Genomic DNA, 22,030 nt, shown 5'->3' with positions numbered 1-22,030 from the left:
CCGATCAGGCCTGGAGCGTGCCGGGTCCGGGGCGTGCCCGCCCCCGACCCGGCACCGTGGCTCAGCCGGTCTCCGAGAAGACGAAGGAGAACGTGGCGGGCCGTGCGCGCAGTCGGTACCGGGGGAGCACACCGGGGCCGCAGGACTGGGACCCGATGCCCATCTGCCCGTGGTCCAGGTTGACCCACACCGTCCCGCCCGGAATCAGGTCGGTGAGGTGGTCCGCGGCGTCCAGCTGCTCGGACGTCCAGCGCCGGGCGGTGAACCAGAACTCCGGGTCGCCCTCGACGCGCAGACCGCCGAGTTCCGCCCAGCGGACGTCGGCGCGGGCACCGTTCTCCTGCGGGCGGACGTACGGTGTCTGGAGGTCGTCGACACGGGAGTGCCAGCGCCCCACTCGCGAGGCCGACCCGGTGTCGGGGTAGGCCTCCCCGGGACCGCCGCCGAACCACGTCACCCGGTCGGCGGACGGCAGCCCGAACCTGATCCCCAGCCTGGGCAGCGGGACCTTCCAGTCGCCCTCCGGGGTCACCGAGACGGTCAGCCGCACCCGGGTTCCGTCGGCCGTCCAGCGGTACACCGTCCGCAGCGCCAGGTCCGAGGCGGCCGGCGCCACCCGGGTCCGTACCGTCAGCGCCTCGTCGCCCGCCTCCACGCCGTCCAGCCGGTGCTGCGTCCGGTGCAGGCCGAGCTTGCGCCAGAGCAGGCCGTAGCGCACGTCGGACTGCCACGGCGCGCCGTTGTCGTTGTCGGTGGGCGCGCGCCAGACGTCCAGCCGCGGGGCGGTGACGTCGATGCCGCCGATGGACCGCAGGGCCCCGGTGCGCGCGTCGAACGCGGCGGGGCCGAGCCGGACGAGTCCCGCGTCCACCGTCGGACGCAGCGCGGCGCCCGGCGTCGGCAGCACCCGTTCGGTGACGGGCAGTTGTGCCCACGCCACCTCGTGACCGCGTTCGGCCCACCCGGTGTCCCGCGCGAGCACCGCCCGCACCGTCCACCGGGTTTCCCCGCGGCCCCGCCGGTCCTCGGGCGGCTCGGGCAGCTTCACGTCGGCCGACTCCCCGGGCATGAGCGGCGGTACCGACAGCGGGCCCGTGCCGACGGTCTCCCCGTCCACCTGGTACGACCACTCGAAGGCGAGCGTGGACAGGTCGGCGAAGTCGTGGGCGTTCGTGACGCGTACGGTGCCGGCCGGGCCGTCGCCCTCGATCCGGACCGGTTCGACGACCTTCTTGTACTCGATCAGGCCCGGCGACGGCCTGCGGTCCGGGAAGACGAGCCCGTCGCAGACGAAGTTGCCGTCGTGCAGTTCCTCACCGAAGTCGCCGCCGTAGGCGAAGCCCAGCCGCGGGTGCTTGATGCCGTGGTCGATCCACTCCCAGACGAAGCCGCCCTGGAGGCGGTCGTGGGCCTCGAAGAGTCGCTGGTAGTCGGCGAGACCGCCGGGGCCGTTGCCCATGGCGTGGCCGTACTCGCACAGGATGAACGGCAGTTCACGGCGCTTGCGCGTGCCCCCGTCGAGACCGCGGCCGATCCGCTCCACCTCGTCGTGGAAGGCGTACATGCGCGAGTACACGTCGGTGTCGCGGCAGCCGATGTCGCCCTCGTAGTGCACGAGCCGTGCGCCGTCGCGGCCGTGGATCCACTCGGCCATGGCGGTCAGACCGCGTCCGGTGCCGGCCTCGTTCCCGAGGGACCAGATGATCACGCTGGGGTGGTTCTTGTCGCGTTCGACCATGCGGGCGGCACGGTCGAGCAGGGCCGGGGTCCAGCGGTCGTCGTCGACGGGGTTGTCGCGCCAGCCCTGCTCCACGAAGCCGTGGGTCTCCAGGTCGCACTCGTCGACGACCCACAGGCCGTACTCGTCGCACAGGTCGAGGAAGGCGGGGTGCGGCGGGTAGTGCGAGGTGCGGACGGCGTTGAGGTTGTGCCGCTTCATCAGCAGCACGTCCTCGCGCATCGTCTCCGGGTCGAGTGCGCGGCCCCGCTCCGGGTGCCACTCGTGCCGGTTGACGCCCCGGAACAGGACCGGCGTCCCGTTGACCTTGATCAGACCGTCCTCCAGGGCGACGGTCCGGAACCCGACGCGCAGCGGCACCCGCTCGCCGCCGGTGGCCAGGACCCCGTCGTACAGCCGCGGCGTCTCCGCCGTCCACGGCTCCACGGCGACCGTCACCGGCTCACCGGTGGCGACGTCGATGTCCAGCTCGGGCACGGTCACCCGGCCGGCGACGTCGGAGTCGACGCGCAGGGTGCCCTCGCCCGAGACGTGGTCGTAGGACGCGTGCACGAAGAAGTCGCGCACGCTGTCCGCCGGGCGGTGCAGCAGGGTGACATCGCGGAAGATGCCCGGCAGCCACCACTGGTCCTGGTCCTCCAGGTAGGAGCCCGACGACCACTGGTGGACCCGGACCGCGAGCACGTTGCCGGCCGGTTTCAGCAGGTGCCCGACGGCGAACTCGTGCGGCAGGCGGGAACCCTTGAACTCGCCCAGCTCGGTGCCGTTCAGCCAGACCCGGGCGCAGGACTCGACGCCGTCGAACCGCACGACGGCCTCGCCGCCGGCCGGCCAGCCGGCCGGGAGGTCGAAGTGCCGCAGGTGGTCGCCGGTGGGATTGCCGGTGGGGACATGCGGCGGGTCCACCGGGAAGGGGTAGAGGTGGTTGGTGTAGGCGGGTGAGCCGTGGCCCTGGAGGACCCAGTGGCCGGGAACGGTGACCTCGGCCCAGCCCGCGGCCTCGTGGCCGGGCTCGGCGAAGGAGTCGTCCTCGGCGTCGGCGGTCGGGGAGAGACGGAAGCGCCAGGTGCCGTTGAGGGAGTGGGAGATCGCGTCGGAGGACGCGTACCAGGCCCGCGGGGGCAGGGCCCCGCGGCCGGGCGCCACGTCCTCGACGTAGTCGACGGCGGTGGTGGTGCGGAAGGACATCGGTCTCCTAGCTGGGCCCTTGGTCGTGTACGAGGAGAGCGCGGCCGGCGGGCCGGGCACGACGATGCGCGAAGAAGTACTGCCGGAACGGGGAGCGGGTGAAACCGCCGACCGGCTCCGCAGTGACCGGTCCGCGCAAGGCGGCCACCCGTCCGAGTGACCTCACGGGCGCGAAGCCGGGCACGAGGGTGACCGCCGCGGGCCGTGCGCCCGCCGGCGGCACGGCGCACGGCGGCCCGCCACGGAGCGGCGGCCCCCGGTGCCGTCCCTCGAAGCCGACATGTCGAAGTCCCTGTCTCTGGTGCGGCGGTGACGCGGACGCCTCCGCGCCGGGTGACACGTCGCGGGACGGCGCGGCGCGCGGCTCGGCCGGGCTCACGGGGTCGGACGGGACGCTAGGCCTTCGGCCAAGACTTCGGCAAGGGGTCTTACAAAGTCGGCTCGGGTCGTTGCGCGATGTTCGAGAACCTGAACGTGGGGGCCGTCAGGACGGCGCGGCGCCACGGCTTCCGGCGGGGACCGGGCGTCGAGCGGACCCCGCCCCGCGCCGCGGCGACCCGAGCGCGCCCTCCAGCGCGAACGTCGCCGCGCCGAGGGAGACCGGGTCCCCGGCGATCGGGGAGAGGACGATCTCGGTGGCGGCCAGCGGCCGGCGCAGCGCGTGCCGGGCCACGGCCTCGCGCACCTCGGCCAGCAGCGGCTCGCCGAGGGTGGCCGCGACCCAGCTGCTGAGCACGATCACCTCGGGGTTGAGCAGATTGATCAGGTCGGCGATGCCGGCCGCGAGATAGCGGGCGGTGTCCCGGACCACCTCGACGGCGACCGGGTCGTGCGCGGCGACCGCGCGGGCCAGGGCGCCGACGGTCGCGGTCTGGTCGCCGGGGTGCAGCAGGGCGCTGCCGGGGCTCAGCTCCCGCAGACGCCGCATGATGCCGGGCGCGCCGACGTACGTCTCCACACAGCCGCGGTTGCCGCAGTGGCACAGCCGGCCGTCCAGTACGAGGGTGGTGTGCCCCCACTCGCCGGCGCTGTTGCTGACACCGCGGTGCAGTCCGCCGCCGAGCACCAGCCCGGCGCCCACACCCGTCCCCAGGTTGACCACGACGGCGTCGCCGCGTCCCCGGGCCGCCCCGAACCACAGCTCGGCCACCGCGCACGCGCGCAGTGGATTGTCCAGGTAGAGGGGGTGGGCGAGGTGCTCGGCGAGCAGGTCGAGCAGCGGTACGTCGCGCCAGTCGAAGTTGGGCGCGTACTCCGCGACACCGTTGTCGCGGTCCACCTGCCCCGGCACGCTCACACCGACGCCGAGGACCCGGGCCTCCTCGATCCCGGCCTGCGCGATCACCGCGCCGACGGCGGCGGCGACATGCCCGACCACCTGCTCCGGGCGGCTCTCCCCGGGACGCATGTCCTCCTCGGCGCGCGCGACGGCGTTCAGCGCGAGGTCGAACAGCTCGACGTGGACGTACGTCTCCGCGATATCGACACCGATCAGCGCGCCGCCCGAAGGGTTGACGGCCACGAGCCCGCGCGGCCGGCCCCCCGCGGAGTCCTCGAACCCGACCTCGGTGATCATCCCGAGGCCGAGCAGTTCACCGACGAGGGTGGCGACGGTCGCGAGGCTCAGCCCGGTGGCGGCGGCCAGCTCCTGCCGGGAGGTGGGGGACGCGGCGATGATCTGGCGCAGCACCTCGTAGCGGTTCGCCGTGCGGATGTCACGTGACGTGCGCTTCACCCGTGTCGCCTCATCCCTCTCGATCGGTCGGTAACGGCCGGCCGGCCGGTCCGGTCCGCCGGGACGACCTCGGCGCCGCCCGCGCCCGCGCTCACGCCCGCGCCCGCGCTCACGCCCGCGCCCGCGCTCACGGCTGCGGCTGCGGCTGCGCAAGGCTATGGTCTGCGCGCCCTTCCGACAAGGAGTTAAGAAAGGGGGTGAAGGAAGTCCCTCCCGTGGGAGGGGCCAGGCCGGTCAGGCGTCGAGGACGCCGTCCACGAAGGCGTTGCGGAACTTGCCCGCCGGATCCAGTTCCCCGGCCAGCGCCCGGAAGTCCGCGAGGCGCGGGTAGCGCTCGCGCAGCACGGACGCGGGCACCGTGAACACCTTGCCCCAGTGCGGCCGCGCCCCGAACCCGTCCAGCGCCTCCTCCACCCGCCGCACCACCGGCAGCACCGCCGCCGTGTCCTCGACCCAGGTGAAGTGCACGGCCACGGTGTCCCGCCCGTAGGACGGGCTCAGCCACTGCGCATCGGCGGCCACCGTCCGCACCTCGCACGTCTGGAGCACCGGCGCCACGTCGGCGCGGATCGCGTCCAGCGCCGCCAGGGCGGCCGGCGCGGACGAGCGCGGCATGAGGTACTCGGACTGCAACTCCGCGCCGCTGCTCGGTGTGAACTCCGCCCGGAAGTGCGGCAGCCGCTCGTGCCAGGGCCCCGGCACACCGAACTGCTCGGTGCAGTTGCCCGCGGGCATCCCCGGCACCGGATGCAGCGCCCGTGTCGCGGGCTCGGCCCACGGGAAGCCGGGCAGCGCCCGGTCGGTGCGCCGCTTGACCCACACCTGCCGGAAGCCCGGTTCCCGCCAGTCGGTGAAGAGGCTGACGCTGTACGCCGCCCCCATCACCGCCTCGAAGTCCAGCCCGGCCAGGGGGAGTTCGGTGAACACGTACTGCTCGACGTCGAACGCCGGCTCCAGGTCCAGGGTGAGGGCGGTCACGACCCCGAGGGCGCCGAGCGAGGTGACGGCACCGCCGAACCGCTCCTCGTCCCGGCCGATCACGACCGCCGTACCGTCCGCGGTGAGCAGTTCCACCTCGCGCACGGCCGCGGCGAGCGGGCCGTTGCCGACCCCCGAGCCGTGGGTGCCGGTGGCCACCGAGCCGGCCACCGAGATGTGCGGCAGCGACGCCATGTTCGGCAGGGCGAGTCCGCGCTCGTGCACCCGGCGGGCCAGTTCGGCGTACCGGACGCCGCCAAAGACCCGGACCGTGCGGGCCGCCGCGTCCACCTCGACGGCGGGCGGGAGGTCCGCCAGGGACACCAGTGTCCCGCCGGGGCCCGGGTCGGCGATCTCGTTGAAGGAGTGCCCGCTGCCGAGCACCCGCACCCGCGCGCTGCCCGCGACGATCGAGGCCAGCTCGTCGAGCGAGCGGGGGCGGTGCACCTCCTTCGCGGAGTACGTGATGTTGCCCGCCCAGTTCTTCACGGTCCCGGTCATGCGGCTGCCCCTCCCCTGTTCGTCGAGTGCGTCGGGGACAGCAAATCACTGCGCGACCCGCTCCGCCGCCAGGGGGTCGGCGCGCCGCGGGTCCGGCGTGGAGCGGCCCGCGGGGGAGAAACACCGCGCCCGACCGGACCCGGCTGCACACGCCGGGAGGCGGGGGGCATACCGTGAGGAGTCGAACGTCGCGCCAGGGAGGAGACATGGGATGGGCAGCCGCACCGCGCTCGTCGAGGATCTGATGGAGCGCTTCCCGCACGTGCCGCGGGAGGCCGTGTTCAAGGAGGACCTGCTCCGCGGAGGTGTGGCCTTCGACCCGTCCGCCCTCAGCGACAACGAGAGCGGGGAGGTGAAGCCGAAGTCCTACTTCATCTTCTCCTTCGACCACGGCACCCTGCCGGAGCTGGGCGAGGCCGCGCTGCGCCGTCCGCCGGAGGAGATCATCCTCACCGGCGGCCCCTACGACCTGCGCCGCACCGTCGTCTCGGTGCGGGTGAACCCGTCCTCGCCGTACCGCGTGGCCGCCGACGAGGAGGGGCTGCTCGGCCTGTACCTCGACGGCGCGCGCATCGCCGACGTGGGCGTGCCGCCGATGCCGGAGTACTACAAGCACAAGCTGTCCAACGGGAAGTCCGTCATGGAGGTCGCCCCGACCATCCAGTGGGGCTACCTGATCTATCTGACCGTCTTCCGGGTCTGCCAGTACTTCGGCGCCAAGGAGGAGTGCCAGTACTGTGACATCAACCACAACTGGCGCCAGCACAAGGCGGCGGGGCGGCCGTACACCGGGGTGAAGGACGTCGAGGAGGTCCTGGAAGCCCTGGAGATCATCGACCGGTACGACACCGCGAAGGCGTCCACGGCGTACACGCTGACCGGCGGCGCGATCACCAAGACGGTCGCCGGCCGCGACGAGGCCGACTTCTACGGGCACTACGCCAAGGCCATCGAGGAGCGCTTCCCCGGCCGCTGGATCGGCAAGGTCGTCGCCCAGGCGCTGCCCAAGGACGACGTGCAGCGGTTCAAGGACTACGGCGTGCAGATCTACCACCCCAACTACGAGGTGTGGGACCGCCGCCTCTTCGAGCTGTACTGCCCGGGCAAGGAGCGCTACGTCGGCCGTGACGAATGGCACCGGCGCATCCTCGACTCGGCCGACGTGTTCGGCGCGCGCAACGTGATCCCCAACTTCGTCGCGGGTGTCGAGATGGCCGAGCCGTTCGGCTTCACCACCGTCGACGAGGCGATCGCGTCCACCACCGAGGGCCTGCGCTTCTTCATGTCGCAGGGCATCACGCCGCGCTTCACCACCTGGTGTCCCGAGCCGACCACCCCGCTCGGCAAGGCCAACCCGCAGGGTGCGCCGCTGGAGTACCACATCCGTCTGCTGGAGGCCTACCGCGCCACCATGGACGAGTTCGGCCTCTCCTCGCCCCCCGGCTACGGCCCGCCCGGCCCCGGCCGCGCCGTCTTCTCGGTCAGCTCCTTCATGGACAGCCTCCCCGCCGCGGAGCCGGCGCAGGTGTAGTCCGCACCACATGGCGCGGCCCTCGACGGCCGGCGCCCGTTCGCCCAAGGCGACCGGAGCGCCGGCGGTCGGGGGCCGCGCGGCGTTCTGGGCCCTGCCGACCCGCGCACGGACACGCGGGCGCCGGCCGCGCCGATGCCGCACCGGCCGCCTGCCGAGTCCGCTACGACCTCCTCGGCCGGTGGCCCGACGGTTTCCAGGGCACCGTCACGGTGACCACCGAGCACGCCCTCGACGACTGGCGCGTCGGCTGGTCCTGCCGGGACGGCCGGCGGATCGGCCGGATGTGGGACGCCCGCCTCAGCCGGCACGGCGCCCGCGTCGTCGCCACCGCGGCCGACCACAACCGGACGGTGCCGGCCGACGGCAGCCTCTCCTTCGGCTTCCTGTCGTCCTGGCGCGGCAAGAACTCACCGCCCCACGGCTTCACACTGAACGGCCGGGACTGCACCGGAGCCTGAGGAAAACCGATTGACGGGCCGCCTCGGGGGCCGGTTAGAGTTACCCCGCAACAGGCCGCGGTATCGGACCCCGGCCGTGCTGTCGATCCGTGTGTCGAGGAGGTGTTGAACGATGGCTGTCACTGCGATGGGCGCTGCCCGCATCCAGAAGTCCATCTCATCCACCTCCGTGGCCACCGGCTGACACCCGACAGCTTTCGCGCGCCCGTACCGGCGCGCCCGCCGGGGCCACCCTTGTGAAGGGTCACCCTTGACTTCCATCACCGCTTCCGCGTCGCTCTCCCCCTACGGCTGGGACGACGACTGGGCGGACCTGTTCGCACCCCACGATGCGGAGGGGCTGCTGCCCGGACGCGTGCTCCGGGTGGACCGCGGCCAGTGCGACGTGGTCACCCCCGAAGGCGTGCTGCGGGCCGACACCGCCTTCGTCACCCCGAACGACCCCCTGCGGGTCGTCTGCACCGGCGACTGGGTCGCCGTCGAACCGCGGGGCAACCCGCGCTACGTACGGACGTATCTGCCGCGCCGTACCGCCTTCGTGCGCTCCACCTCCTCCAAGCGGTCCGAGGGGCAGATCCTCGCGGCCAACGTCGACCACGCGATCATCGCCGTGTCGCTCGCCGTGGAACTCGACCTCGCCCGGGTCGAACGGTTCCTCGCCCTCGCCTGGGAGTCCGGTGCCCAGCCGGTGGTCGTGCTGACCAAGGCGGACCTCGTGCCCGACGCGGCGACGCTCGCGCACCTCGTCCAGGACGTCGAGACCGCGGCTCCCGGAGTACCGGTGCTGTCGGTCAGCGCCCTCGACGGGGACGGGCTCGACGTCCTGCCGGCGCTCCTCGGCGGCACGTCCGTGCTGCTCGGACAGTCCGGCACAGGCAAGTCCACACTGGCCAACGCGCTGCTCGGCGAGGACGTGATGGACGTGCAGGCCGCCCGCGACGTCGACGGCAAGGGCCGGCACACCACCACCACCCGCAACCTGCTCCTGCTGCCGACCGGCGGTGTGCTGATCGACACACCGGGACTCAGGGGCGTGGGCCTGTGGGACGCCGGGACCGGGGTCGGCCAGGTGTTCTCCGAGATCGAGGAACTGGCCGGGCGCTGCCGCTTCCACGACTGCGCCCACGAGGCCGAGCCCGGCTGCGCGGTGCTCGCCGCCGTCGACAGCGGGGAGCTGCCCGTGCGCCGGCTGGAGAGCTACCGCAAGCTGCTGCGGGAGAACCAGCGGATCGTGGCCAAGACGGACGCGCGGCTGCGTGCCGAGATCCGCAGGGACTGGAAGCGCAAGAACGCCGAGGGCAGGGCGGCGATGGAGGCGAAGAGGGGGCGCACGAGGTAGCCGACGTCACGTCCGATTTCCGCTGGCCCACCCCCCTGCCACGGCGGAGACTGGACACCGTGATGGACGAGGACAGCAGATACGAGGCCGTGCGCAGCAGGGACGGCCGGTTCGACGGTGAGTTCTTCTTCGCCGTCGAGACGACCGGCATCTACTGCCGGCCGAGCTGCCCCGCCGTGACGCCCAGACGGCACAACGTACGGTTCTTCGCCACGGCCGCCGCCGCGCAGGGCTCGGGTTTCCGGGCCTGCCGGCGGTGCCGGCCGGACGCCGTGCCGGGGTCGGCCGAGTGGAACGTGAGGGCCGACGTCGTGGGGCGGGCCATGCGGCTGATCGGTGACGGCGTGGTCGACCGGGAAGGCGTGGCCGGGCTCGCCACGCGGCTCGGCTACAGCGCCCGGCAGGTGCAGCGCCAGCTCACCACCGAGCTCGGCGCCGGACCGGTCGCGCTGGCCCGGGCGCAGCGGGCGCACACCGCGCGGATCCTGCTGCAGACCACGGGGCTGCCGATCACACAGATCGCGTTCGCGTCCGGGTTCGCCAGCGTGCGGCAGTTCAACGACACCGTCCGCGCCGTGTACGCCTCGACGCCGACCGAACTGCGCGCGGCGGCCCCCGCCGACCGAGCGGCGCGGCGGGCGGACACGCCGAGCGCCGGCGTTCCGCTGCGGCTCGCGCACCGCGGCCCGTATGACGCGGGCGCCGTCTTCGACCTGCTGGCGCACCAGGCGGTGCCCGGCATCGAGGAGATGAGCGGCCCACCCGGCGACCGCACCTATCGCCGTACCCTCCGCCTCCCCTTCGGTACCGGCATCGCCGCCGTCGACGAGCGGCCGGGCGGCCCGGGGCGCGCGGCGCGCGCGGGCGGCTGGCTCGACGCGCGGCTGCATCTGACCGACCCGCGCGACCTCACCACCGCCGTGCAGCGGCTGCGGCGGCTGTTCGACCTCGACGCCGATCCGTACGCCGTGGACGAGCGGCTCGGCGCCGACCCGGACCTCGCCCCCCTGGTCGCCGCGCGCCCCGGACTGCGCTCGCCGGGCGCCGCCGATCCGGAGGAGCTGGCGGTGCGCGAACTGGTCGGACGGGCGTCGGCCCAGGACCTCGTCCGCCGGTACGGCAAGGCCCTGGACGCCCCGTGCGGCGGCCTCACCCACCTGTTCCCCGAACCGGCCGTCCTCGCGCAGGCCGAGCCCGACGGCACCCTGGGCGCGCTCGCCGCCGCCCTCGCCGACGGCGACGTGCGGCTGGACCCCGGCGCCGACCGGGACGACGCGGAGGCGGCCCTGCTCGCACTGCCCGGCCTCGACGCCGCCATCGTCGCCGCCGTGCGCACCCGCGCCCTCGGCGACCCCGACGTGGCGCCGCCCGGCGTCGACGTCCCCGACAGCTGGCGCCCCTGGCGCTCGTACGCCGTACAACACCTGCGCGCCGCAGGGGAGTTGGAGAACCGATGAGTACCCCCACGCACTGGACCGCCGTCGACGGCCCGCTCGGCGAACTGCTGCTGACCGCCGACCCGGACGGCACGCTGACCTCCCTGTCCGTGCCGGGCCAGAAGGGCGGCCGCAGCGTCCGGGACGACTGGCGGCACGACCCCGGCCTGTTCCGGGAGGCCGCCGGCCAACTCGCCGCGTACTTCGCCGGCGACCTGGAGACGTTCTCCCTGCCGACGCGCACCGACGGCACCCCGTTCCGCCGGCGGGTGTGGAGCGCCGTCGACGCGCTGCCGTACGGCGCGACCACCACCTACGGCGAGATCGCGGCCCGGATCGGCGCTCCGCGAGCCGCCGTGCGCGCCGTCGGCGGCGCGATCGGCGCCAACCCCCTGCTCATCGTCCGCCCCTGCCACCGGGTGATCGGCGCCGACGGCTCACTGACCGGCTACGCGGGCGGCCTGGACCGCAAGGTGCGGCTGCTCACGCTGGAGGGCGTGCCGCTCCCCGCGCCCGCCGCCCGATAGTCCGCGCGGTCGTGGGCCGGCCCGTCCGTCGTGGCCGGCCCGCGTCGGCCCGGACGGGTCAGCCACGGACGACCACCACCAGCCAGGCCCCCGTGATCAGCAGGCAGGTGAACAGCTCCGCCAGCACACTGGAGCCGCCCGAGCGCATCGCCGTGCGCAGCGCGGCCCGGGCCTCGCCCGAACGGCCGAGGCGCAGCCGTTCGGACAGGTAGATGCCGCCCATGAACCCCGGGATCGCGCCGATCACCGGGACCAGGACGAAGCCGAGGACCGCGCCGGTTCCGGCGTACACCGCCATCCGGGGGGTGGCCCCGCTCTGCCGCAGCCGGCGGGGCGGCAGCGCCCAGCGCACCACCTGCGACAGGAACAGCGCGACGGTGGCACCCACGCACAGGTACCACGTGGCCGGACGCGGATCCTGCAACGCCCACCACAGAACGGCGGCCCACACGAGCCACGACCCCGGCACGCCGGGTACCAGCACTCCGCACAGGCCGAGCAGGAGGACCAGTCCGGCCAGCAGGAGCTCCCAGACTCCCATCTGCCCAGGGTGCCGGAGCACGCCGGAACTCGCAGGTCACGGATGAGCCGTCCGCCGCCGGACCCGCGTCGTCCGGCCCCGCACGCACGCGGCCCGGCCGCACCGCAACCCGGACGGCCCGGCGCGCCGTGGCGGAAACCGGCCACGGCGCAAAAGCGCCGCGGCACATCATCGTCGTACCGCCCGTAACTCTGCCAAGCTGGGGCGTCCGGCCTCGACGGGGGCCGGGTTCTTGCGTCGCCGGGCGGCTCTCCCGTGGGGGGTGGAGTCGCTCGGCGGCCTTTTCGCGTGTCAGTTCGACGCCGCGACCCGACACGCCGTACGCGGCAGGGCGTCGGGACGCCATTTTCCCGATGCCCCGTTTCCAACCGCGCCGTGCGGTGGACAATTGGGGGCATGAGCCAGCAGGGGGGAAGGCCCACCGGTCCCGACGACTGGTGGGGGCAGTTGTACGACGGCTCCACCGAGGACACCGGCCCCACGCGCACGCCGGACTCGGTGGACGACCGCTTCGCCTCCGCCAACGGAGCGGTGGGCGACAGCACGGACGACCGGACCCGCGGGCCGGGCCCCGGCGCCTCCGTACCCGGCGACGACGCCCCGGCGGTGCCCACCGGGCACGGGACGCCGGCAGGCCGGACGCCCGTGCCCGCACCGCGCGGCGAACCGGCACAGCCGTCCGTCGCTCCGGCCCCGCCGAAGGATCCCCCGCGCGCCGCCGCCGGCCCGCACGACCCGGCGTCCGCTCCCCGGCGTGCGCCCTGGGAACCGCCGCCCGCCACACCTCGGGCGCCCGACACCTTCCCGCCCCCGCCCCCGCCGCACGGCGCCACCGCCTCGACGACCGGGCACGCGGCCCCGGCGCAGCCCCCCTTCGCGGACACCGGGGCACCGGCCGAACCGGCCCCGCAGGACGCGCTCCCGCGACCGCCCGCCGAGTTCGCCCCCACGACACCACGTCACATCGGCTCCGGACCGCCCACCTACGAAGCGGAGCCCACCGCGCTCCCGCCCGCCGACCCCGACGACCTCGGCGCCCTGGTCGCCGACACCGTGCTGGACGGCGCGCGCTACGGCGCGTGCACCCTGCGCGCGGCCTCGGTGCGCGGGGACTCCGCCCGCTACCGGGGCGAACCACGGCGCGACGCGCTGCTCACCGCCCGCTTCGGCAGCGGCGACGACGCGCTCGTGCTGGTGGCCATGGCGACCGGCGCCCGCGCCACCGCCGGGGCCCACCGCGCGGCCGCCGAGGTGTGCGGGTGGATCGGCCGGGCGGTCGGCGGCAGCCATGTGCGGCTCACCCAGGACCTGCGGGCCGCCCGGCGCGGCGACCTGAAGTCCGGCCTGCACCGGCTGACCGACCGCAGCCTCGGCAGACTCCGCGCCAGCGCCGCAGAACAGGGCCTCCGGCCCGACGAGTACTCCGCCACCCTGCGCTGCCTGCTGCTGCCCGCCGACCCCGAATGCCGCACGCGCGTGTTCTTCGGCGTCGGCGCGGGCGGGCTGTTCCGGCTGCGCGACGGCCTCTGGTACGACATCGAACCCCGGGTCACCGACGCGGCCGGCGAGCCCGTCGTCGGCTTCGGGTCCCCGCCGGCCGAGACCCCCGAGGGCGACCGGCTCACCATGGACCTCGGCATCACGACACCGCCGACCCCCTACGACCCGCCCCCCGAACCGCCGAGGGACCCCTTCCGTTTCCGTGCCTCCGTAGCCCGACCGGGCGACACGCTCCTGATGTGCACCGGCGGACTGGCCGACCCGCTGCGTGGCGAACCGGACCTGCCCGCCCACCTCGCGCAGCGATGGTCCCCCGGGCAACCGCCGGGCCTCGCGGCCTTCCTCGCCGACACCCAGGTCCGGGTGAAGGGCTACGCCGACGACCGTACGGCGGCCGCTGTTTGGGAGGCGTGAGCGCGGTACCTGTGGATTGATGAACCCAAGGAGACCTAAGGGGTGCATGGATCCATGGCCAAGCAGAACGTCGCCGAACAGTTCGTCGACATCCTCGCCCGCGCCGGAGTCAAACGCCTGTACGGCGTCGTCGGTGACAGCCTCAACCCGGTCGTCGACGCGATCCGCCGCAACTCGGCCATCGACTGGATCCAGGTCCGCCACGAGGAGACCGCCGCCTTCGCGGCCGGCGCGGAGGCGCAGATCACCGGGAAGCTGGCGGCCTGCGCCGGTTCCTGCGGCCCCGGCAACCTCCACCTCATCAACGGTCTGTACGACGCCCACCGTTCCATGGCGCCCGTACTGGCCCTGGCCTCACACATCCCGTCCGGCGAGATCGGCCTCGGCTACTTCCAGGAGACCCACCCCGACCGGCTGTTCCAGGAGTGCAGCCACTACAGCGAGCTGATCTCCAGTCCGAAGCAGATGCCGCGGCTGCTCCAGACCGCCATCCAGCACGCCGTCGGCCGGAGCGGCGTCAGCGTGGTCGCGCTGCCCGGTGACGTCGCCGACCGGCCCGCCCCGGAGAAGGCGGTGGAGACCGCCCTGGTCACCTCACGCCCCACGGTCCGTCCCGGGGACGCCGAGATCGACCGGCTGGTCGAGATGATCGACCGGGCGGACAGGGTGACGCTGTTCTGCGGCAGCGGCACCGCGGGCGCCCACGCCGAGGTCATGGAGTTCGCCGGGAAGATCAAGTCACCGGTCGGGCACGCCCTGCGCGGCAAGGAGTGGATCCAGTACGACAACCCCTACGACGTCGGCATGAGCGGTCTGCTCGGCTACGGCGCCGCCTACGAGGCCACCCACGAGTGCGACCTGCTGATCCTGCTCGGCACCGACTTCCCCTACACCGCCTTCCTGCCCGACGACGTGATGATCGCCCAGGTCGACGTCCGCCCGGAGAACCTCGGCCGCCGCTCCAAGCTGGACCTCGCGGTGTGGGGCGACGTGCGCGAGACGCTGCGCTGTCTCACCCCGAGGGTGCGGACCAAGGACGACCGGCGCTTCCTCGACAAGATGCTCAAGAAGCACGCGGACGCGCTGGAGGGCGTCGTCAAGGCGTACACGAGGAAGGTCGACAAACACGTCCCGATCCACCCCGAGTACGTGGCCTCCGTGCTGGACGAGGTCGCCGACGAGGACGCGGTCTTCACGGTCGACACCGGCATGTGCAACGTCTGGGCGGCCCGCTACATCTCGCCCAACGGCCGCCGCCGCGTCATCGGCTCCTTCTCGCACGGCTCGATGGCGAACGCGCTGCCGATGGCGATCGGCGCGCAGTTCACCGACCGCGGCCGGCAGGTGGTGTCGATGTCCGGCGACGGCGGATTCACCATGCTGATGGGCGACTTCCTCACCCTCGTGCAGCACGACCTGCCCGTGAAGGTCGTCCTGTTCGACAACTCCGCCCTCAGCATGGTCGAACTGGAGATGCTGGTCGCCGGTCTGCCCTCGTACGGCACCACCAACAGCAACCCGGACTTCGCCGAGGTGGCCCGCGCCTGCGGCGCCTTCGGCGTGCGCGTCGAGAAGCCCCGGCACCTCGCCGGGGCCCTGCGGGACGCCTTCAAGCACAAGGGCCCCGCCCTCGTCGACATCGTCACCGACCCCAACGCCCTGTCCATCCCGCCGAAGATCAGCGCCGAGATGGTCACCGGCTTCGCCCTGTCCGCCTCGAAGATCGTGCTGGACGGCGGAGTCGGCCGGATGCTCCAGATGGCCCGCTCCAACCTGCGCAACGTGCCGCGGCCGTAGCGCCGGGCCGACCGGTACTGCTCAGCGGTAGGGCGTCCACCGACGGTTCAGGGTGTCGTACATGTACCGCGGCAGGTCCTCGATGGCGCTCGTGCGGAACGGCCGGCCGCGGTCGTCGATGCGCACGGTCCCGGTGCGGCCCTGCGACGACCAGTCCAGTTCGAGGTACCAGGCGCAGCCGCAGGTCTCGGTGCGCGCGGTCACCAGCAGGACCTCCGGGTCCTCGGCCGACACCCGGTAGGGCATCCGCACCGCCGGGATCGGCGTGCCCGCGTCGTTGCCCGCGACGGAGCGGGCGATCGGCCGGTCGACGTCCAGGTCCACGGCGAAGTGGCGGGGGGAGAGCGATCCGCCGCAGCCCTGGTCCATGGCGTAGGCCGTGCCGGGGACCGGTTCGGCGCGGCCGACGACGCGGACCCGCAGCGCCTCCAGGACGACGGCGGTCGACGTCCGGCCCTGCACCGAGATGCGGATGCTCGTCTCCCGCCCGTGCACGGCGCCCTGCGTCGCCGCCCACGTCCCGGCGTCCTGCGGGGCCGGGGGCGGCGGGACCTGGCCCGGGGACTTGTCGATGACGTAGTCGTGACCGCAGCCCTGCGCCCAGACCTGGGAGTCGGCGGTCCAGGTGAGGGGGACGCCCGACGGCGCGGCCGGCTTCGGGCCCGCGGTGCCGCCGGGGCCGTGCGCGGTCGGGCTGCCCTCGGCGCCCGTGGCGGCCGGACCGTCGGTGCGCGACGGGCCGGGGGAGGGGGACGCGCCGGAGGAGGCGGACGACGTGGCCGACGCGGACGCGCCGGGTGACGCGGGTGCCGTCGCGGGGTGCGAACCGGGGGCGGAGGCCGGGCCGCCCGTGACGGGCCGGCGGTCGGTCGGCAGGGCGCTCAGCCCGCCCAGCGTGGCGAGCAGGACACAGGCGACGGCGGCGGTGACGGTGGCGCGCCGACGGCGGTACCAGGGCCGGGCGCCGGGGAAGTCGGCGTACTCCGGGGCGGGTTCGGATGCCTGGGCCGATGCCGGGGGCGTCATGGAATCGAGAAGGGGCTCGCGTGCGGGATCCGGTGCCGGGACGGGTGCGGGCTCGGGCGCCGCGGCCGAGGTGACATGGGGGCCGGGGCCGGATGCGGGCCGTGGTGCCGGTTCGGGTTCCGCGGCGCGGTCCGCGGGTCCGGCGGGCGCGGACTCCGGCTCCGTCGTCGCGGCGGGCGCCGTCCTCGGCCGCTGCCGGGCCGCCACCGCCAGGATCCAGCGGCGGTGCAGCTCCAGACGCTCCTGCGGGGTGGCCTCGCAGAGCGCGGCGAACCGCTCGACGGGGGCGAAGTCCTGCGGTACGGCGTCACCGGCGCAGTACCGGTGCAGCGTGGAGGTGTTCATGGCGAGCCGACGGGCCAGCGAGCCGTAACTGCGGTCCGTGCGCGCCTTCAACCGCCGCAGCAGTGCCGCGAACTCCGCCACGTCGTCCTGTGCCACGCCCTACCCCCGAACTTCCGCCCTCGAAGCGCTCGTTCCGTCCCGGGAAGGCATCCCAGGCACCCCATGTACCTGCACGTCACAGGGCCTGGGATGGTTCCACCGTCGCGGATCGGGCGCCGGTCGTTGCGTTCGGCCACCGTGACCGCTGATGCTCTTGGTACCGCATCGACCGGTTCCGGGCCGGCCACCCGGCGTCGTACGGCACCGACACTCGCACGCACTCAGTCACGGGGGAACCCATGCCCAACCGCATCCGAGCCGGCGCGCTCACCGCACTCGCGGCCGCCGCGCTCACCACCGCCACCGTACTCGCGGCACCGGCCGGCAGCGCCGCGCCCAAGCACCGCGGGCCCGCGTTCCTCTCGGCCTCCCAACTTCCGCCGCACCCCTCGTCGTCCTGGACCGCCGGCAAGGTCACCGACGGCGTCCCGATCGAGCTCCGGTTCTGTCTGGACGACGTGTTCCCGGGCTACGACTCGCGCTACCGCGACTTCTACACCGACCTCGACACCACCGCCCGTCAGCTCACCATCGTGACGGGCAGCGCAGGCAAGGCCAAGGCGCTGGCCGGACGGATGAACAAGGAGATCCGGTCCTGCGCGGCCCGCGCCGAGCAGGGCAACCCCGAGGTCGAGGCGTACTACCGCGGCTACGGCACGATCCCGGTCGAGGAGGGCGCCCGCGTCCACGGGCTGCACACCGAGACCGCGTGGGGCGCCCAGGACGTGCGGCTGATGTCGGTGGGCCGCGACGGCCGGACCGTGACCGTCGTCGACTGGTCGCAGATGGGGGACTTCGGCGACGCACCGGTGCGGGCCTTCAAGAAGACCACCACCACCGCGGTCAACAAGCTGTACTGACCGCGGGCCGGTGGGCATCCGGCGGTCGCCCTCTCGCCACGGGGGTCGGGAGGGCGACCGCCGCCAGGTCAGGTTTCAGCCAGTCTGCCCGAGGCGGGCAGGGCGGGCCGTGGCTGGTGACGAGCCCGCGCGGGCCGCGTCCGTGGCCGAACACACGGTCGTTGACAATTCCACATGACTGGCCCGGTGCCGATGGGGCATGGATCCCCGTGAACGTGTTCGACCAGGAGGGGAACCGACATCGGCACGCGGGCGGGGGACATGAACAGGCAGGCGAGCGGGGGCGCTTCCACGACGGCGGGGGCTTCCCCGGCGGGGACGGTGGAGGAAGGGGCCGACGGCGCGCGGGCCGCGCCGGTGCCGCAGCTCAGACGCACACTGGGCCGGGCGGACCTGCGGGCGGTCCCGCAGGCCCGCAAGGAACTGCGCGAACTGCTGCGGCACTGGGGGGAGCCGGGCCGGTCGGAGATCGCGGAACTGCTCACCAGCGAACTGGTGACCAACGCGATCGTGCACACGGACGACGAGGCGGTGCTCACGGCGGCCGTGGGACCGCGCGGACTGCGGGTGGAGGTGCGGGACTTCGTGGCCCGCAGGCCCCGGGTGCGCGCGCCGAAGGCCGACGACGGGACGCACGGCAGGGGGCTGGTGCTGGTCGAGTCCCTCGCCGACGCCTGGGGGGTGCGGCCGCACGCGGTCGGCAAGTCGGTCTGGTTCGAACTGGACGCGGACGCCGCCTGACGCGGCACGACGAACGGGACGGGGGCGCGGCCGCTGTCGCGCGCCGCGCCCCCGTCCCGAGACGACCGGACCGGTCCTAACCGAACTGCTGCTCCAGGTCCTTGAGCTTGCGCTCCAGGGAGTCGAGGCGGGGCAGCGCCATGGTGTCGTCCTCGGCCGTGAGGTCGACGGTGAACGGCTCAGCGCTGCTGCTGCGCACCGGTTCGAGCGAGGGGCGCTGGCGGACGGGCAGTGGTTCCGGCGCCGATATGGCAGGCTCCGCGGTGATCCGCTCGGAGCCCTGCTCCACGGTGGGCAGTTCCGCGCGGCGTCCGCCGCCGCGTCCGGGGAACCCCCGGCCGTGACCGCGGCTGATCGCCTTGAGCTGCGCCCGCTCCAGCCGCTGCTTCTCCCGCTGACGCATCCGGGACTCGTCCTTCTGGCGCTTGTCCTCGCGCACCTCCTCGACCGCTTCGTCGAGGGTCCGCACGTTCTCCAGCAGCATCAGCGACCAGGCCTTGTAGGTCTCACGGGGCGCCCGCAGCCAGCGGACCACCCGGATCTGCGGCAGCGGACGCGGGACCAGACCCTGCTCCCGCAGGGCGGCCCGGCGGGTCTGCTTCAGCGCCCGGTCGAACAGGACCGCGGCCGACAGCGACATACCGGCGAAGAAGTGCGGCGCCCCCGCGTGATCGAGGCCCCGAGGCGCGTGCACCCAGTTGAACCAGGCCGCGGCACCCGCGAACGTCCACACGAGTATCCGCGAGCCGAGCGCCGCGTCACCGTGACTGGCCTCGCGCACCGCGAGCACCGAACAGAACATCGCCGCGCCGTCGAGGCCGAACGGAACCAGATACTCCCAGCCGCCGGACAGTCCGAGGTTCTGCCGGCCGAAGCCGACGAGACCGTGGAAGGACAGGGCCGCCGCGACGGCGGCACAGCAGAACAGCAGGACGTAGGAGGCCGTGCCGTAGACGGCCTCCTTGCGCCTGCGGCGCTCCTCGGCACGCTCCCACGAGTCGTCCGCGCTCGTGTCCTTCGCCGCGACACCCTTGCCGCGCCGGAGCACCGCCACCGCGACCAGCATGCCCAGGAGCAGTACGGCGCCGGGTAGCAGCCAGTTCAGCGATATGTCGGTCAATCTCATCTGGGGTCCCTTGCATTGGGATAGGGCGTAACGCCCGCCATGGTGGCCCAAACCCGTCGGCCCTCAGGGGGTTTCGGTGCAAGAGGCCGCCAAGGAGGTGCAAGGGAATGCCCGGGGCAGCGATCTGCTCGAACTGCCGCGTGAGGGGCGGGAGTTGAGTTCGAGTAACACTACCCGTACGGGTGGTTCCTCGGAAAGTTCCCGCGAAGCGTGAGGAAGTTGTGAAACACCTGTGCCCGCGCGGGTGACTCGTACGCCGACGATCTTACTGGACGCCGACTCAACCGGCCGCCACCGCCGTGAGTTTGACGATCCGTTCCGCGTCGCAGGTGCGCGGGCAGGTCACGCAGGTGTCCTCGGGGCGCAGGGTGTAGAACATGCAGCAGCTCGCCCGGTCCCGGGTGGGCAGTGACTCGCCGTTCGGTCCGGTCAGCTCGCGGAAGGCGGCCGAACCGACGTACGGCCGGGTGGCGCCGGGCAGCAGCAGCTCCAGCTCCCGCATCGCCCGGTCCTGCTCGTCGAGGAGGTGGGCGACGTACCACAGGCTCTCCACGATCTCGTCGGTCGCGGTGCCCCACAGGGCGCGACCGCGGCGCCGCATGCGCGGGCCGAAACCGGTCAGGACCGGTTCGAGGTGCTCGGCGACGGCGGCCCGCACCTGCTCCCGCAGCGCCTCCTCGTCGGGGACCACGACGGCGCCGGGCAGCTCGGCGGCCGGGTCGCCGGGCAGGCAGGCGAAGGCGCCCGGACGCACGGCGAGGCGGCCCATGGCGAAGCCGGGGGCCGTGCGGTCGTACGAGACGTCCGTCACGGGGAGGCGGGGGACACGGCGGTGCAGGAACCACGGCACGGTGATCAGCAGGCAGGCGGGCCAGGCGTACCGGTGCAGGCCGAAGCTCGCGACGACGTCCGGGCGGGCCGGCATTCCGTAGTCGCGGCGCACCTGCTCGTCGTCCCAGGCCAGGAAGGCGTCGAGGCCGGGGCCGGCGGCCGCGAGCGCGGCCGCGGACACCCAGCCGCCGCCGCTCGGGCCGGGTTCCCCGGCGTTCAGCTCCATGACGCCGAGATCCGGGAGGACCTCGGCCAGGCGTGCGTACGCGTCCGCGACGGCCGAACGGGGCACAGGCATACGGGACCACCGATCCGCAAGTGTTAGAGGTAAGCCTTACCTTACTCAATCGTCGCGGGATTTGAAGTGGGGGCTTCTGCGCCTAAGGTGCTTGACGCAGGAGTAACAAGCCGTCGTAATGACCCCTAAGTACTGACACGTCCGGAGGAGGACCCGTGAAGCAGGGCGCGCAGGGCTCCGCCGGTACAGGGCTCCCGAACGGTCCGGTCGGCGCGGCCGGTCCCGCGCCGCGGCCCGCGCGCAGGCCGGCCCCGCCCGTGGAGACGGACCGGGAGCGGGCCCACGTGCCCGGGGCGGTGCGCGGTGAGCACACTCACAGCGAGCCGCCCGTACCGCGACCGCGTGTCGAGCCGGCCAGGCCGGTGGTCCAGCGGGCCTCCGTGCGCGGGCAGATCCTCGACGCGCTGCGCAAGGCGCTGGTCGCGGGGGACCTGCGGCCCGGCGAGGTGTACTCGGCACCGGCGCTCGGCGAGCGGTTCGGGGTCTCCGCGACACCCGTCCGGGAGGCGATGCAGCAGCTCGCCCTGGAGGGCGCCGTCGAGGTCGTGCCCAACCGGGGCTTCAGGGTGGTCGAGCGCGGCGCCCGGGAACTGGCCGAACTGGCCGAGGTCCGGGCGCTGATCGAGATCCCCGTCATCCTGCGGCTGGTCCGCACCGTGCCCGCGGACCGCTGGGCGCAGCTGCGTCCGCTGGCCGAGGCGACGGTGCGCGCGGCCTCGTCCGGCTGCCGGGTGACGTACGCGGAGTCCGACCGGGCCTTCCACCGCGCCCTGCTCGTGCCGGCCGGGAACGAGCAGTTGGTCCGTATCGCCGACGACCTCTACCGCCGCACCCAGTGGCCGATGAGGGGCGGCGCGACCGGGCTCGGCCGCTCGGAGCTGGTCGCCGACGCGGCACAGCACGCGGCGCTGCTGGACGCGCTGATCGCCCGGGACGTCGACGAGGTGCGGACGCTGGTGGGGGAGCACTTCGCGGGGACGGGATGACCGCGGCGGCGGAGCCGCCGCGCCCACCCCGC

At 73.8% G+C, this 22,030-nt stretch carries 17 protein-coding genes; 10 read left to right on the top strand and 7 right to left on the bottom strand.

Annotated elements, in window-relative coordinates:
* Positions 1-61: 61 nt before the first annotated feature.
* The 3 genes from DN051_RS10290 to DN051_RS10280 all read right to left on the bottom strand — a co-directional run bounded on the left by DN051_RS10290 (position 62) and on the right by DN051_RS10280 (position 6,140).
* Complete coding sequence (locus DN051_RS10290; RefSeq protein ID WP_112438561.1) at positions 62-2,926, bottom strand: glycoside hydrolase family 2 TIM barrel-domain containing protein; 2,865 nt, start codon at positions 2,924-2,926, stop codon at positions 62-64.
* A 484-nt stretch (positions 2,927-3,410) separates the two neighbouring features.
* Entirely contained in the window at positions 3,411-4,661 is a 1,251-nt protein-coding gene (locus DN051_RS10285) for an ROK family transcriptional regulator (RefSeq protein ID WP_112438560.1), read from the bottom strand.
* Positions 4,662-4,895: 234 nt separating this feature from the next.
* Positions 4,896-6,140: a D-arabinono-1,4-lactone oxidase gene (locus DN051_RS10280; protein WP_053759228.1), complete on the bottom strand. Its 1,245-nt coding sequence runs from the start codon at positions 6,138-6,140 to the stop codon at positions 4,896-4,898.
* A 211-nt stretch (positions 6,141-6,351) separates the two neighbouring features.
* Here DN051_RS10280 and DN051_RS10275 point away from each other — a divergent pair, with 211 nt between their 5' ends.
* The 5 genes from DN051_RS10275 (at position 6,352) to DN051_RS10255 (ending at position 11,434) form a co-directional block, all read left to right on the top strand.
* Positions 6,352-7,671 (top strand): radical SAM protein, encoded by a 1,320-nt coding sequence (locus DN051_RS10275; protein ID WP_053759229.1) that lies wholly within the window; start codon positions 6,352-6,354, stop codon positions 7,669-7,671.
* Between the two features lie 212 nt (positions 7,672-7,883).
* Positions 7,884-8,132: a cellulose binding domain-containing protein gene (locus tag DN051_RS10270; RefSeq protein WP_053759230.1), complete on the top strand. Its 249-nt coding sequence runs from the start codon at positions 7,884-7,886 to the stop codon at positions 8,130-8,132.
* Between the two features lie 250 nt (positions 8,133-8,382).
* Positions 8,383-9,471: a ribosome small subunit-dependent GTPase A gene (gene rsgA / locus DN051_RS10265; protein ID WP_112438559.1), complete on the top strand. Its 1,089-nt coding sequence runs from the start codon at positions 8,383-8,385 to the stop codon at positions 9,469-9,471.
* Between the two features lie 62 nt (positions 9,472-9,533).
* Positions 9,534-10,928 (top strand): DNA-3-methyladenine glycosylase 2 family protein, encoded by a 1,395-nt coding sequence (locus DN051_RS10260; protein WP_107093933.1) that lies wholly within the window; start codon positions 9,534-9,536, stop codon positions 10,926-10,928.
* Complete coding sequence (locus DN051_RS10255) at positions 10,925-11,434, top strand: methylated-DNA--[protein]-cysteine S-methyltransferase (RefSeq protein ID WP_053759233.1); 510 nt, start codon at positions 10,925-10,927, stop codon at positions 11,432-11,434. Before DN051_RS10260 ends, DN051_RS10255 begins: the two co-directional genes overlap by 4 nt.
* 58 nt (positions 11,435-11,492) lie before the next feature.
* Here DN051_RS10255 and DN051_RS10250 read toward each other — a convergent pair whose 3' ends face one another.
* A complete protein-coding gene (locus DN051_RS10250) occupies positions 11,493-11,975 on the bottom strand; it encodes a DUF456 domain-containing protein (RefSeq protein ID WP_053759234.1) in 483 nt (160 codons plus the stop codon).
* Positions 11,976-12,371: 396 nt separating this feature from the next.
* Here DN051_RS10250 and DN051_RS10245 point away from each other — a divergent pair, with 396 nt between their 5' ends.
* Together DN051_RS10245 and DN051_RS10240 are read left to right on the top strand one after the other, a co-directional pair.
* Positions 12,372-13,889: a protein phosphatase 2C domain-containing protein gene (locus DN051_RS10245; protein ID WP_053759235.1), complete on the top strand. Its 1,518-nt coding sequence runs from the start codon at positions 12,372-12,374 to the stop codon at positions 13,887-13,889.
* A 54-nt stretch (positions 13,890-13,943) separates the two neighbouring features.
* Positions 13,944-15,686 carry a pyruvate dehydrogenase gene (locus DN051_RS10240; RefSeq protein ID WP_053759236.1) on the top strand — a complete coding sequence of 581 codons (1,743 nt, stop codon included), beginning with the start codon at positions 13,944-13,946 and terminating at the stop codon, positions 15,684-15,686.
* Between the two features lie 21 nt (positions 15,687-15,707).
* Here DN051_RS10240 and DN051_RS10235 read toward each other — a convergent pair whose 3' ends face one another.
* Positions 15,708-17,153: a transcriptional regulator gene (locus tag DN051_RS10235; protein ID WP_112438558.1), complete on the bottom strand. Its 1,446-nt coding sequence runs from the start codon at positions 17,151-17,153 to the stop codon at positions 15,708-15,710.
* A 242-nt stretch (positions 17,154-17,395) separates the two neighbouring features.
* Between DN051_RS10235 and DN051_RS10230 the strand changes: the two genes are divergently transcribed.
* Together DN051_RS10230 and DN051_RS10225 are read left to right on the top strand one after the other, a co-directional pair.
* Positions 17,396-18,016 (top strand): hypothetical protein, encoded by a 621-nt coding sequence (locus DN051_RS10230; protein ID WP_112438557.1) that lies wholly within the window; start codon positions 17,396-17,398, stop codon positions 18,014-18,016.
* 261 nt (positions 18,017-18,277) lie between these two features.
* On the top strand, positions 18,278-18,757 hold the full coding sequence (locus tag DN051_RS10225) for an ATP-binding protein (RefSeq protein ID WP_112438556.1): 480 nt from the start codon (positions 18,278-18,280) through the stop codon (positions 18,755-18,757).
* 76 nt (positions 18,758-18,833) lie between these two features.
* Here the strand turns inward: DN051_RS10225 and DN051_RS10220 are convergent, their stop codons facing one another.
* Both DN051_RS10220 and DN051_RS10215 read right to left on the bottom strand, forming a co-directional pair.
* A complete protein-coding gene (locus DN051_RS10220; RefSeq protein ID WP_112438555.1) occupies positions 18,834-19,883 on the bottom strand; it encodes a DUF2637 domain-containing protein in 1,050 nt (349 codons plus the stop codon).
* Positions 19,884-20,163: 280 nt separating this feature from the next.
* Positions 20,164-21,012 (bottom strand): (2Fe-2S)-binding protein, encoded by an 849-nt coding sequence (locus DN051_RS10215; RefSeq protein WP_053759241.1) that lies wholly within the window; start codon positions 21,010-21,012, stop codon positions 20,164-20,166.
* 155 nt (positions 21,013-21,167) lie between these two features.
* Here DN051_RS10215 and DN051_RS10210 point away from each other — a divergent pair, with 155 nt between their 5' ends.
* The gene (locus DN051_RS10210) at positions 21,168-21,998 is read left to right on the top strand and encodes a GntR family transcriptional regulator (protein ID WP_112438554.1); all 831 of its coding nucleotides are present in this window, start codon (positions 21,168-21,170) and stop codon (positions 21,996-21,998) included.
* The last annotated feature ends 32 nt before the right edge of the window (positions 21,999-22,030 follow it).

The sequence above is a fragment of the Streptomyces cadmiisoli genome (assembly GCF_003261055.1).
GTDB classification, from domain to species: Bacteria; Actinomycetota; Actinomycetes; order Streptomycetales; family Streptomycetaceae; genus Streptomyces; species Streptomyces cadmiisoli.
The sequence above is the reverse complement of the archived record's forward strand: the minus strand, read 5'-3'. Positions and strand labels throughout refer to the sequence as shown.